Origin of the sequence: Nonomuraea sp. NPDC050540, from assembly GCF_044457485.1 — a bacterium.
Lineage (GTDB): Bacteria > Actinomycetota > Actinomycetes > Streptosporangiales > Streptosporangiaceae > Nonomuraea.
In genome coordinates this window covers 182,841-195,836 of record NZ_JBITHA010000001.1, presented here as the reverse complement: position 1 = coordinate 195,836, position 12,996 = coordinate 182,841, and the positions used below count along the sequence as shown (strand labels likewise).

The window sequence follows — 12,996 nt, the reverse complement described above, 5'->3', positions numbered from 1 at the left end:
ATTCGGCTTGAGGTCAAATCCTGTCGAGAAGGGGCCGGGCCGTTCGTGTAGAAGGTGACCGAGGGAAGGACAAGAGGATGAACTACCTGCTGGCGATCTACCAGCCCGACGGCGAGCCGCCGGAGGGACTGCTGGACGAGGTGCTGCCGCGCGTCGTCGCCTGGGACGACGAGGTCAAGGCGGCCGGGCAATGGGTGTTCGCCGCCGGGCTGCACCTGGCCTCGACCGCGACCGTCGTGCGCGCCAAGGACGGCGACGTGCTCATGACCGACGGGCCGTTCACCGAGGGCAAGGAACATCTCGGCGGCTTCACCGTGATCAGCGCCCCCGACCTGGACGACGCCCTGGCGTGGGCGGGCAAGCTGGCGAAGGCCGTCGGCCTGCCGATCGAGGTGCGCCCGATCCACGGTGACTGACCAGGTCGAACGCGTCTTCCGCGAGGAGTACGGCCGTGCGGTCGCGGTCCTGGTCCGCTCCTTCGGCGACATCGACCTCGCCGAGGAGGCGGTCCAGGACGCCTTCGCGACCGCGCTGCGCCGCTGGCCGGAGGAGGGTCCGCCGCCCAGCCCGTCCGGATGGATCATCACCACCGCCCGCAACCGGGCCATCGACCGGCTGCGCCGGGAGTCCTCTCGCCAGGACCGGCACGCGCAGGCCGCGCTCCTGCGCGCCCGCGAGGAGCCGCCCGCCGAGGAGGGGCCCGTGCGCGACGAACGGCTGCGCCTGATCTTCACCTGCTGCCATCCCGCCCTGGCCAGGAACGTCCAGGTCGCGCTCACGCTGCGGCTGCTCGGCGGGCTCACCACCGCCGAGATCGCGCGGGCGTTCCTGGTGCCGGAGCCGACGATGGCCCAGCGTTTGGTCCGTGCGAAGGGCAAGATCCGCGACGCGAAGATCCCCTACCGGGTGCCGAAGGAGTCCGACCTGCCCGACCGGCTGCGTTCGGTGCTGGCCGTCGTCTACCTCATCTTCAACGAGGGCCACCTGGCCAGGGAGGACCTCTGCGCCGAGGCGATCCGGCTCGGGCGGCTGCTGGCCGCGCTGATGCCGGACGAGCCCGAGGTGATCGGGCTGCTGGCGCTCATGCTGCTGATCGAGGCGCGGCGGGCCGGCCGTACCGGGGAGTCGGGTGAGCTGGTCCCGCTCGCCGCGCAGGACCGCGCGCGGTGGGACCGCGCGCTCGTGGCAGAAGGCCGTGAGCTGGTACGGCGGTGCCTGCGCCGCGACCGCCCGGGCCCGTACCAGATCCAGGCGGCGATCAACGCGGTCCACAGCGACCCGCCGCCGACGGACTGGGCGCAGATCCTGGCCCTGTACGACCAGCTGATCGCGCTGGCCCCGACCCCCGTCGTGGCGCTGAACCGGGCGGTCGCGCTCGCCGAGGTCCGGGGAGCCGCCGCGGCGCTGCCCCTGGTCGAGGAGCTGCCGCTGGACGGCTATCACGTCTTTCACGCCGTCCGCGCCGACCTGCTGCGCCGCCTGGGCAGGAATGCCGAGGCGGCGCCGGCCTACGAACGGGCGATCGCGCTCACCGGCAGCGCGGCGGAGCGCACGTTCCTGCGGGGCCGGCTGGCGGCCCTGCGGTGACGTCCGTCCGGGTCAGGGGACGATGTTGACCAGCTTCGGCGCGCGGACGATCACCTTGCGGGGCTCGCCCGACAGGTGCGCCCGCACCTTCTCCGAGGCCAGCGCCAGCGCGCGCAGGTCACTCTCGGAGATGTCGGGGGCCACCTCCAGCCGGTCGCGGACCTTGCCCGCCACCTGCACCACGGCGGTCACCGACTCCTCGACCAGCAGCGCGGGATCGGCCACCGGCCAGCCTGCCAATGCCACCGAGCCGGTACGGCCCAGCCGCTCCCAGCCCTCCTCGGTGGTGTAGGGCGCGACCAGCGACAGCATGACCGCCAGCGACTCGGCCGCCTCGCGCACCGCGGGGTCGCCCGCGCCGGGGCCGGAGTCGATGGCCTTGCGGGCGGCGGAGGTCAGCTCCATCAGGCGGGCGATCGCCACGTTGAACCGGTAGGACTCGATCAGCTTGGTGACCTCGTCGATGGTCTTGTGGGTGACCTTGCGCAGCGCCGGGTCGCCCTGCGAGAAGTCGGCGCCGGCCTCACTGGCGACCTCGTCCATCACGCGGAAGGCGCGGGCCAGGTACTTCTGCGAGGCCTGCGGCGATACGTCGGCCCAGTCGATGTCGTCCTCGGGCGGGCTGGCGAACAGCATCGTCAGCCGGACCGCGTCGACGCCGAAGTCGTCGATCTGCTTACCCAGGTCGACGCCGTTGCCCAGGGACTTCGACATGGCCTTGCCGCCGTTGATCACCTGGCCCTGGCCCAGCTGGCGCATGAACGGCTCGGTGAAGTCGACCATGCCCATGTCGTGCAGCACCTTGACGAAGAAGCGCGAGTACAGCAGGTGCAGGACCGCGTGCTCCACGCCGCCGACGTACATGTCGATCGGGCCCCACTCGCGGATCTTCTCCACGTCGAACGGGCCGTCGGTGTAGGTGGGGTCGGTGTAGCGCAGGAAGTACCAGGCGGAGTCGACGAAGGTGTCCATGGTGTCGGTGTCGCGCTTGGCGGCGCCGCCGCACTTGGGACAGGCGACGTTGACCCACTCGGTGGCACCGGCCAGCGGGGAGATGCCCTTGGGGGCCAGCGCCTCGCCGCGCAGGTCGGGCAGCGTGACCGGCAGCTGGTCGTCGGGGACCGGCACCTCGCCGCAGTCGGGGCAGTGGATGATCGGGATCGGCGTCCCCCAGAAGCGCTGACGCGACAGCAGCCAGTCGCGCAGGCGGAAGTTGATCGCGCCCTTGCCCCGGCCGTCGGTCTCCAGGCTCCGGATGATCGTGGCGATGGCCTCGGTCTTGCTCAGGCCGTCGAGCGGGCCGGAGTTGACCAGCGTGCCCTCGCCGGGGGTGGCCTCGCCGGTCTCGCCGGGGTCGGCCAGCCCGGTGTGCACGACGACCCGCACCGGCAGGCCGAATTTCAGCGCGAAGTCCAGGTCGCGCTGGTCGTGCGCGGGCACCGCCATGATCGCGCCGTGGCCGTAGTCGGCCAGGACGTAGTCGGCCGCCCAGACCGGGATGCGCTCGCCGTTGACCGGGTTGATCGCGTGGCGGCCCAGGAAGACGCCGCTCTTGTCCTTGTCGGTGGACATGCGCTCGATGTCGCTGAGCTTGGCGACCTCGGCCCGGTAGGCCTCGAACTCGGCGCGGTGCTCGTCGGTGACGATCTCGTCGGCCAGCGCGGCGTCCACGGCGACCACGAAGAAGGTGGCGCCGAACAGGGTGTCGGGGCGCGTGGTGAAGACGTGGACCGGCTCCTCGCGGCCCTCGATCTCGAACAGCACGTCGGCGCCCTCGGAGCGGCCGATCCAGTTGCGCTGCATCGTCAGCACGCGCTCCGGCCAGCCGCCCTCCAGCTGGCTCATGTCGTCCAGCAGGCGCTGCGCGTAGTCAGTGATCTTGAAGTACCACTGCGTCAGCTCGCGGCGCACGACCTCGGCGCCGCAGCGCTCGCACTTGCCGGCCACGACCTGCTCGTTGGCCAGCACGGTCTGGTCGTTGGGGCACCAGTTGACCAGTCCGCCCTTGCGGTAGGCCAGGCCGCGCTCGAAGAAGCGGTTGAACAGCCACTGGTTCCAGCGGTAGTACTCGGGGTCGCTGGTGTGCAGGCGGCGCGACCAGTCGAAGGAGATCGCGTAGCGCTTGAAGGAGTTGGCCTGGACGTCGATGTTGGCGTAGGTCCACTCGGCCGGGTGGGCGTTCCGCTTGATCGCGGCGTTCTCGGCGGGCAGGCCGAAGGAGTCCCAGCCGATGGGGTGCAGGACGTTGTAACCCTGCTGGAACCAGTAGCGGGCGACGACGTCGCCGATGGCGAAGACCTCGCCGTGGCCCATGTGAAGGTCACCGGAGGGGTAAGGGAACATGTCCAGCATGTAGCGGCGCTCGCGGGGGTCGGCGGCGTCCTCGCTGGCCCGGAACGGGTCCTGCTCCTCCCATCGCTGCTGCCACTTGGCCTGCAGCGCCTGCGGGTCGTACTCACTCACGGCGGTGTCCTTCTGGTTTGATTCTGACCCCATAAGAAAACCCCTCGTATGACAACGAGGGGTAGCCGCGACGGCGAGATCTCAGGGCCGTCGCGGCCCGCTAAGAAGCAGGGTCGCGGAACGCATAGGTCAAGCCTAGCGCACGTCTTCGGAAGAATGAGGGGACTACGCCTGGGGCACCCGGCAGAATGGGCCCTTCAGGTCCTATGAGACCTCGTTGAGATCTATCCGTTGTGACCTCATATGTCCCATTAGAATACTCTCGTCGCCGTGGCCAACCCTGCTGAGCCTGACCGATCAGCGGCCGACCTGCCGATGCAGGATCCGCCGACGGATCCGCACGGCTTCGCACGTTTCCCTGCGGAAGACCACGGGCCACATGAGATCATGCCGGATGCGTCTAATCCGGACATAACCTCGGGAGGTACGGCAGCAATGGCAACGGAGAATTCCGGAGCACCACACTTGCCGCCATCCTGGCCCGAGGTGCCCACGTCCTGGCCGGAGGCTCGCGACGAGGTGCCGACCTCATGGCCGGAGGCGGGACCGCCGCCGCAGCCCACCTGGCCGGAACCACCGCAGCGTGACCCACTCGGCGGCAGGGACCCCTTGGTCGATCCTCGCGACCCCTTGGGTGACCTGTCGGGTGGCAGACGGAGCCGGGACGCACAGGGAATGAGAGACCAGCAGAACATGCGTGATCAGCAGGGTACGCGCGAGCAGCCTCCCGTCCGGGATCCGCTGCCCGCCTGGTCCGACACCCCCGCGCCGGCCCCCTGGCCGGAGACCGCCCAGCCCGGCGGCGCGCACTCCGCCCCGCAGAACCCCTTGGCACAGAACCCTTTGACGCAGAGCCCGTCCGGGCAGAACCCTTCGGCACAGCAGAACCCTTCGGCACAGCAGAGCCCGGGGCAGCAGGTGTGGCCGGAGATGCCGCCGCCCGCCGACGGAGCCTGGTCCAACCTGTCCAGCCCCGCCCCCTGGCCCCCGGCCGGACCGCCGCAGAAGGACCCGTGGCCCCCGGCCGCGCCGCCGCCGGCGGGCGCCCAGCCCGACCCGCGCGCCTGGCAGCAGGACGGCCGCCCCGACGCTCCGGCCTGGCAGCCCGACGGACGCACGGAGACCCCGGGATGGCAGCCCGAGGGGCAGCCGGTTCAGCAGGCGGCGCCCAAGGGCGACCCCATGGACCGGACGATCACCTACAACGAGGCCTACCCCACCCCCGCCGCCCCGCCGCAGGAGCCGGATGAGCACGGCCAGCAGGGCCAGCACGCCCGGCCGGGCTCCAACCTGAGCCGCGACCCGTCCGACCCCGACCGCCCGTTCGTCACCGCGGGCCAGATCAGCGGCTCGCGCACCCCTCCGCCCGAGCGTCAGCAGGAGCTCTGGAACACCGTCTTCGGCGACAACTACCAGGAGATGGGCGACGACGGCAAGGAGTCGCTCGACGAGCCGGGCAAGCCGGTGTGGCTGTTCGCGCTGGCCGCCTCGGTCGCGGTGGCCCTGGTGGCCGCGCTGGTGTGGGCGTTCGTCGCGGGACCGCTGGCCAGCGAGAGCGAGCCCACGGACCCGCCCGCCGCCAAGCCCCAGGCCAGCGGCAAGCCCACACCCACCAAGCCGTCCACCACGATCGGCCCGCTGAAGCGCTTCCCCGGCAAGGCGGCCCCGGTCATGGGCGTGGTCCCCGACCAGCAGGCCGGCATCTCGGTGCCCCGCCTGGGCGGCACCTGGCTGCTCGACCAGCGGCCCCTGGTGAAGACCACCTACGGCTACGACACCCGCCAGTACGTCCAGGTCGGCACCGACACCTACGCCAACCTGATGACCGGCCCGCTCCCCCAGCGCCTGGCCGCCTCCTACACCTCCAAGGACGACCTGGAGCCGGTGATCAAGCAGGTCGTGCTGAGCGCCCGCAAGCGTTTCTTCCCCGAGGACAACAAGGTCAGGAAGATCGCCCAGCAGCCGCTCAAGATCAACGGCTCGACCGGCCGCCTGATCGCCTACGAGCTGACCTCCGGCACCGGCAAGGCCACGATCGTGACCGCGGCCATCAACACGGCCAACGAGCTTCCGGCCATCGTCTACATGTCCGTCCCCGGCGACGCCAAGCGGCTCCTGCCCGACATCAACACCGTGGTCAAGCAGATCAAGGTGACCAACCCGGCCCCCTGACCCTCAGAACGTGCACTCCATGTGCTTGATGCCGTTGATGAAGCTGGAGTGCAGCCGGTCCGGGTGACCGGCCTCCAGCTGGGGGACGCGGCGCAGCAGTTCGCGCAGCATCACGGTGATCTCCCGGCGGGCCAGGTGGGCGCCCAGGCAGAAGTGGGGGCCGGGCCCGCCGTACCCGACGTGGGGGTTGGGGTCGCGGGTGATGTCGAAGGCGTACGGGTCGGTGAAGACGCGCTCGTCGCGGTTGGCGGCCCAGTAGAACAGGACGACCTTCTCGCCCTCGCGGTACAGGTTGCCGTTCATCTCGTGGTCGCGGGTGACCTTGCGGCGCATGAAGTTCACCGGCGAGGCCAGCCGGACGATCTCCTCGACGGCGCCGGGCAGGCGGGCCTCGGTGTCCTCCAGGAGGAGGGCGCGCTGGTCAGGGTGGTTGGAGAGCAGGCGCATGCCGTACGAGATGGCGTTGCGGGTGGTCTCGTTGCCGGCCACGACCAGGAGGATGAAAAAGGACCCGAGCTCCTGCAGCGTCAGATGCTCGCCGTCGATGTTGGCGTTGACCAGAGCGGAGATGAGGTCGCCCGTGGGGTTGCCGGTGCGGTGGGCGGCGAGGTCCTGGACGAGCTGCTGGAGTTCCATGCCGGCGTTGAGCAGGCGTTCGGCGACCTTGGTCAGGTCGTCGCCGGCGTACTCGGGGTCGAAGCCGCCGAGGATCAGGTTCGAGCGCTCGAAGATGAACTGGTAGTCCTTCTCCGGGATGCCCATCATGTCGCAGATGATCTTCAAGGGCAGGCGGGCGGCGACCTCGGTGACGAAGTCGCAGCCGGAGCCGGTGACGAGGAGGTCGTCGACGATCTGGGCGGCGGCGGTCTCCACGTCGGCCTCGAACTGCTTGATCATCTTGGGCGTGAAGGCCCGGGAGACGATGCGGCGCAGGCGGGCGTGGCGCGGGTCGTCCATGTTGATCATCGAGCCGAAATACTCGGCGAACTCCGGGGGCATGTCGGGGATGTTCGTGGCCCCGCCCCTGCCCGAGCTGAACACCTCCGGGTTACGGCTGGCCTCCAGGATGTCGGCGTGCCTGACGAGCGCGTGGTAGCCGATGCCCTTGGGAGCGAAGGACACCTCCATCTCCTCGAAGAAGGCGGGGGTGTCCCGTGCGCGCAGCGTGTCGAAGGCCGCTTCCCGCTCGGCCATGGGCCTGGCCCAGAAGTGCTGATCCGACAGATCGAAGTCGAGTGCGCTCATGTGCCCATAATTCGAGAAAGCGGGCACTTACGTCAATACTTGGCACGTACACCGTACGTAGGCCCTGGAAAATCGATGGCCGGGCGCCCGCGGGCCCGATAGCGTCGGGCGTATGACGTTCTTCTTCCTGCGCTAGCGACCCCGTCGGCGGGCACGCGGCTCAGTGACCCACCGCCGGCGATGCGGGACGGCTCCACGCCCTCCCGAGTCGCGACGTGGGAGAAGGACACGTGCATACCCTTGCCGTGGCCAGGTCGGTGCACGGCATCGAACACCTGGTGGCCACGGAGATCCGTCATGCCGGGCTGGGCATCGTGCGCGAGGTGCGGCACCGGGAGGTCTGGTTCGAGATCACGCGGCCGGGGGCGTTGGAGCTCCGCCTGGCCGACGACGTCCTGCTGGTGGGAGCCGTGGTCGACGGCGTCGGGCCGCGCCGTGACGCGCTGCGCCGCCTGGCCTCGGCCGCCGCGCGCATCGACGTCCACGCCGTGGCCGCAGGGCGGCCTCTCGGGCCCGGCTCCGGTGTGGAGGTGTCAGCCTCGTTCCTGGGGCGGCGCGCCTACAACCGCTACGACATCGAGGACGCGGTCGGGCCCGAACTCGGCCGTCCCTACCACGCGCGGCGCGAGGGCCGGGTGCCTCCGGCAGGCGCCGCGTCGTGGCGGGTGACGGTCGAGGGCGAGCGGGCCGTGATCGCCCTGCGGGCGGGCGCGCGTCCGCTGCACCGTCGTGCCTACAAGGTGCGCTCGGTGCCGGGAACGCTGCACCCGCCGCTGGCCGCCGCCATGGCGTACCTGGCCGAGCCGAAGGGGCTGGTGATCGATCCGTGCTGCGGCGCCGGCACCACGCTCATCGAGGCCGCCGCCCTCGCGCCGGAGGCCCGCACGCTGGGGTTCGACCGTTGCGGCGAGGCGATCGCCGCGGCCGCCGCCAACGGCCCGCGCCTGGCGTGGGCGCGCGCCGACGCGGGCCGCGTCCCGCTGCCCTCGGGGAGCGTGGACCGCGTGCTGGTCAACCCGCCCTGGCAGCGGCAGGTACGGCTGGCCGGATCCGGTCACCGGCTCTGGGCGGAGCTGCGCCGGGTGCTGGCCGACGGAGGGCGGGTGGTGGCACTGGTGCCTGAGGTGCCGCGCGGCTGGGCCGTACTGGAGAGGGTGGATGTTTCGCTTTTTGGGCGGCATCCCATCCTGGCCATGATGACTCCGGACAAATCCTGATCACGGTTTTGGTGGGCGGGGGACATCCGGGCCGGGTCCCGCGGCTGGCAGCGTGGACACATGAGCGAGGTTGTGATCACGGGGCTCGGGGCCGTCACGCCGCTGGGCGGCGATGTTCCCTCGACGTGGGCGGGACTGCTGGCCGGCCGGTCCGGGGTGGTGGCGCTGCGGGAGTCCTGGGCGGAGCAGTTGCCCGCGCGGATCGCGGGGCGGCTGACCGTGGATCCGGCCGCGCTCCTGGGGCGGCAGAAGGCCCGCCGCCTCGACCGCTGCGAGCAGATCGCGCTGCTCGCCGCCCGTCAGGCCTGGGCGGACGCGGGGCGTCCCGAAGTCGATCCCGAACGGCTCGCGGTCGTGATCGGCACCGGCACCGGCGGCGTCACGACCCTCCTCGACCAGGACGACGTGCTGGAGAAGGAGGGCGTGCGCCGCGTGTCGCCGCACACCCTGCCCATGCTCATGCCGAACGGCCCGGCCGGCTGGGTCAGCATCGAACTCGGCGCGCGAGCCGGCGCCCACGCCCCGGTGAGCGCCTGCGCGGCCGGGGCGGAGGCGATCGCGGCCGGAGCCGACCTGATCCGGCTGGGGCGCGCGGACGTCGTCGTCGCCGGTGGTACGGAGGCGTGCGTGCACCCGCTGACGCTCGCCGCCTTCGCCCAGGCCAAGGCGGTCTCGACCCGCAACGACCGGCCCGAGCGGGCCTCGCGGCCCTTCGACGCGGACCGCGACGGGTTCGTGCTGGCCGAGGGAGCCGCGGTGGTGGTCCTGGAACGGGCCGGGTGGCGCGACGGCGCGGCGCTGGCCCGCCTGGCCGGGCACGGGATCACCGCCAACGCCGAGCACATCACCGCCTCCCAGCTCGACGGCCAGGCACGGGCGATGCGCATCGCGCTGCGCGAGGCGGGGCTGTCGGGCCAGGACGTGACGCACGTACAGGCGCACGCCACCTCGACCCCCGACGGCGACGTGGTCGAGGCCGCCGCGATCGCCCAGACCGTGGGCGGGCATCCGGCGGTGACCGCGATCAAGTCGGCGACGGGGCACCTGTGCGGGGCCTCAGGCGCGTTCGCGACCGTGGCGGCGGTGCTGGCCATGCGCGACGGCCGCGTCCCCGCCACCCGCAACCTGGACCGCCTGGACTCCCGCGTCGAACTGGACGTGGTCACCGGCACACCCCGCCACTGGCTGCCGGGCCCCTCGATGGTGAACGCCTTCGGCTTCGGCGGCCACAACGTGAGCCTGGTGTTCACCCCAGCCAGTCGAGGATCCGCGCGTTGACCTCGCGCGGCTTCTCCAGGTGCAGGAAATGCCCGGCGTCCTCGACGATCTCCGCCCGCGACCCCTCCGGCAGCACGCTCGCCACGTCCGCCACCAGGTCGGCGCCGAGGCAGCCGTCCTGGGCGCCGTGAAGGTACAGCACGGGGCGTACCGGGCCTTCTGTCGCGGCGGCCTGCTCGGCGGCGTACCGGCCTGAAGGCGGGGTGGTGCCGAGCATGGCCCGGTAGTAGCCGATGGCGGCGGCCAGGTTGGCCGGCTCGCCCAGGCTCTGCTTCAGGAAGGCGAGGTCCTCGGTGGCGTCGTGGCCGGGCGACCAGTCCCTCCACAGCCCGTCGAGGAACCCGGGCGCCGACGCCGCGGTCTCGGCCAGCGCCGTCTGGAACAGGAAGATGTAGAAGGACCGCTTGAGCTGCTCGTAGGTGAAGAACGTGCCCAGCAGCCACTTCGTCGGAGGTACGGCGAGCGCCACCGACCTGCGGAAGCGCTCGGTGGTGCCGTAAACCGGGTAGGTGCCCCAGTCGTGGCCGATGATGACCGCGTTCTCGTCGCCGCCCAGCTCCTCGTGCAGGGCGTTGGCGTCGGCCACCAGGGCGCCCAGCTCGTAGCCTTCTGTGACCTCGGTGGGGGCGTAGCCGCGCATGAAGGGGGCGACGGCGCGGTAACCGCGCTCGGCCAGCTCGGGCATCAGGTGCCGCCAGGTGTGCGCGGTGTCGGGGAAGCCGTGCATGCACAGGGCCAGCGGCCCGTCACCCAATGCGAGGTAAGCGAACTCCACACCGTTGGCGTGGATATTCCTGATCTCCATGCGCGGAAACCTAGTGCCCTCTCCGCCCCCCGTCCATCAACCACCCCACGACGAGGACGGGACCCCACGGCCAGACGGACCACCACGGGCTTCCACGGGCTTCCACGGGCTTCCACGCGAACCACCGGCCACGCGGGCGAGCCGGCCGCCAAGCGGGTGAGCCGACGGGCAAGTGGGCGAGCCGGCGGCCATGCGGGCGGGCCGACGGAGTGCACGTGCCCGCCACCGGCCGGCACGGCACGGCACCGCCCGGCGCGGCTCCCGGGGCGGCGTGACACAGTCGCGCGCGGCCCTGCGGCGGGCGGACCGCCGTGGGCTTCCGAGGGATCGACCGCAGAGCGGGCCGGCCACGGCGACGGCATCGCCCTGGCGCGCCACCGCTCGGCACCCGGGCGGTGTGACACGGGTGCGCGGGCAGTGACGGCACGTTGGCTGGGCGGGGGTGGCCGATCGCGGGGTTGTGTCAGGTGGTGTAGCGGAGGTGCTTGATGCCGTTGATGAAGTTGGAGAGGAGGAAGTCGGGTTCGCCCTCGGACGCGATGGCGGGCAGGCGGGTGAGGAGTTCGCGGAACATCACGGTCATCTCGCGCTTGGCCAGGTGGGCGCCCAGGCAGTAGTGGGGGCCGGGGCCGCCGAAGCCGACGTGCGGGTTGGGGTCGCGGGTGATGTCGAAGGTGTCCGGGTCGGTGAAGACCGCCTCGTCCCGGTTGGCGGAGTTGTAGAACAGCAACACCTTGTCGCCCTGGTTGTACCGCATGCCGTTCATCTCGACATCCCGCGTCAGCGTGCGGCGGAACTGGATGACCGGCGTCGAGTACCGGACGATCTCGTCGCAGGCCTTGGCGATGCGGCCGTCGAAGTCGGCCATGAGGTGTTCGCGCTGTGCGGGATGGTCGGTGAAGAGCTTCAGCCCGTACGCGATGGCGTTACGGGTGGTCTCGCTGCCGGCCACCACCAGGAGGATGAAGAAGGAGCCGAGCTCCTGGGAGGTGAGGCGTTCTTCGCCGTTGACCAGGAGGCTCACCAGATCGCCCGTGGGGTGTTCGCGGCGCTGGTCGCCGAGGCGGGCGGCGAGGCGGTTCAGGCTGTAGCCGGCGTGCAGGAGCTTGCCGAGGCCGCGGGCGACGTTCATGCGCTTGAAGTCGGGCTCGATGCCCGTGTACTCGGCGTCGGTGTTGCCGAGGATGATGTTGGTCCGCCGCAGCACCATGTCATGAAATTTCGCGGGGATGCCCATCATGTCGCAGATGACGCGTACGGGGAGCCTGGCGGCGATCTGCTCGACGAAGTCACCCGGGCCCTGCGCGATGGCGTCGTCCACGATCTCGGCGGCGGCCCTGGCCAGGTCCTCCTCCATCTTGGAGAGGATGCGCGGGGTGAAGGCGCGGGAGACGATCCTGCGTAACCTGGCGTGCTTGGGGTCGTCCATGTTGATCATCGAGCCGAAGTACACGGCCAGCCAGCGCGGCATGTCCGGGATGCTGTTGGAGCAGGGCTCGCTGCTGAACACGGCCGCGTTGCGGCTGGCCTCGGTGACGTCGGCGTGGCGTACCAGGGCGTAGTAGCCGGGGCCGCCGCCGATGAAGGGCACGTGGTTCTCGCGGACGAACACCGGGCGCTCCAGCCCGCGCAGCTGACGGAAGGCGTCCATGCGCTCGGCTTGCGGTAAGGCCCAGAACGGTATCTGCGACAGGTCGATGTCGGATGTCGCCGTCATGTCTCCCAAGAGTTGCGCAAGCAATCACTTACGTCAAGACCGGCGCCGCCCCCGCGACGCCGGTCGGAACACGCTTCAGCAGCCGTCGAGGTACGTCTTGCCCTCGGTCCAGACGGTGTCGTCGAAGTCGTGCGCGTACACGCCCAGAGTGGCGTCCACGGGGTGGTTGCTCGCGTTCCTCCAGAGCCGGCCCGACTGACGCTCCTTGAGCCGCACCTGCGAACCCTGGATCCGGAAGGTGATGTCGGTGTTCTGCGAGGTGCGGTTGTAGACCCACACGCATGCCCCGGCGGGGACCGTGCGGACCTGGCAGCCGTTGTTCCAGCCCATGGCGGGCGCCTTGCAGCGGAAGGGCTTGTCGTCCGACGCCAGGGCCGGCGCCCCGCCCACCGCGAGGGCCGCGGTCAGGACCAGCAGAGCGTTCTTGATCATGAGATTCCTCCTCTCGGAGCGTAGCGAAATGGCTACGCTGTGCGATGCCTCCACTGTTGGCGGGGCGGTGCGGCGATGGG

At 71.0% G+C, this 12,996-nt stretch carries 10 protein-coding genes; 5 read left to right on the top strand and 5 right to left on the bottom strand.

The annotated features are described in order from the left end of the window. Positions 1-77 precede the first annotated feature (77 nt). Positions 78-416: a YciI family protein gene (locus ACIBI5_RS00950; RefSeq protein ID WP_397241853.1), complete on the top strand. Its 339-nt coding sequence runs from the start codon at positions 78-80 to the stop codon at positions 414-416. After that, positions 409-1,587: an RNA polymerase sigma factor gene (locus ACIBI5_RS00945; protein ID WP_397241851.1), complete on the top strand. Its 1,179-nt coding sequence runs from the start codon at positions 409-411 to the stop codon at positions 1,585-1,587. Before ACIBI5_RS00950 ends, ACIBI5_RS00945 begins: the two co-directional genes overlap by 8 nt. Positions 1,588-1,599: 12 nt before the next feature. Here ACIBI5_RS00945 and leuS read toward each other — a convergent pair whose 3' ends face one another. Beyond that, positions 1,600-4,083: a leucine--tRNA ligase gene (gene leuS / locus ACIBI5_RS00940; protein ID WP_397241849.1), complete on the bottom strand. Its 2,484-nt coding sequence runs from the start codon at positions 4,081-4,083 to the stop codon at positions 1,600-1,602. Positions 4,084-4,743: 660 nt separating this feature from the next. Here leuS and ACIBI5_RS00935 point away from each other — a divergent pair. Continuing rightward, positions 4,744-6,222 carry a hypothetical protein gene (locus ACIBI5_RS00935; RefSeq protein ID WP_397241847.1) on the top strand — a complete coding sequence of 493 codons (1,479 nt, stop codon included), beginning with the start codon at positions 4,744-4,746 and terminating at the stop codon, positions 6,220-6,222. Between the two features lie 3 nt (positions 6,223-6,225). Here ACIBI5_RS00935 and ACIBI5_RS00930 read toward each other — a convergent pair whose 3' ends face one another. Continuing rightward, the gene (locus tag ACIBI5_RS00930; RefSeq protein WP_397241845.1) at positions 6,226-7,467 is read right to left on the bottom strand and encodes a cytochrome P450; all 1,242 of its coding nucleotides are present in this window, start codon (positions 7,465-7,467) and stop codon (positions 6,226-6,228) included. Positions 7,468-7,697: 230 nt separating this feature from the next. Between ACIBI5_RS00930 and ACIBI5_RS00925 the strand changes: the two genes are divergently transcribed. Together ACIBI5_RS00925 and ACIBI5_RS00920 are read left to right on the top strand one after the other, a co-directional pair. Next, on the top strand, positions 7,698-8,684 hold the full coding sequence (locus ACIBI5_RS00925; RefSeq protein ID WP_397241843.1) for a methyltransferase domain-containing protein: 987 nt from the start codon (positions 7,698-7,700) through the stop codon (positions 8,682-8,684). 60 nt (positions 8,685-8,744) lie between these two features. Next, on the top strand, positions 8,745-9,962 hold the full coding sequence (locus ACIBI5_RS00920) for a beta-ketoacyl-[acyl-carrier-protein] synthase family protein (protein ID WP_397241841.1): 1,218 nt from the start codon (positions 8,745-8,747) through the stop codon (positions 9,960-9,962). Here ACIBI5_RS00920 and ACIBI5_RS00915 read toward each other — a convergent pair. The 3 genes from ACIBI5_RS00915 to ACIBI5_RS00905 form a co-directional block, all read right to left on the bottom strand. Then, a complete protein-coding gene (locus tag ACIBI5_RS00915) occupies positions 9,931-10,767 on the bottom strand; it encodes an alpha/beta fold hydrolase (protein WP_397241839.1) in 837 nt (278 codons plus the stop codon). The genes ACIBI5_RS00920 and ACIBI5_RS00915 overlap by 32 nt on opposite strands. A gap of 463 nt (positions 10,768-11,230) precedes the next feature. Continuing rightward, positions 11,231-12,484, bottom strand: a complete 1,254-nt coding sequence (locus ACIBI5_RS00910; RefSeq protein ID WP_397241837.1) for a cytochrome P450 — start codon at positions 12,482-12,484, stop codon at positions 11,231-11,233. A gap of 75 nt (positions 12,485-12,559) precedes the next feature. After that, the gene (locus ACIBI5_RS00905) at positions 12,560-12,916 is read right to left on the bottom strand and encodes a hypothetical protein (RefSeq protein ID WP_397241835.1); all 357 of its coding nucleotides are present in this window, start codon (positions 12,914-12,916) and stop codon (positions 12,560-12,562) included. Positions 12,917-12,996 lie beyond the last annotated feature (80 nt).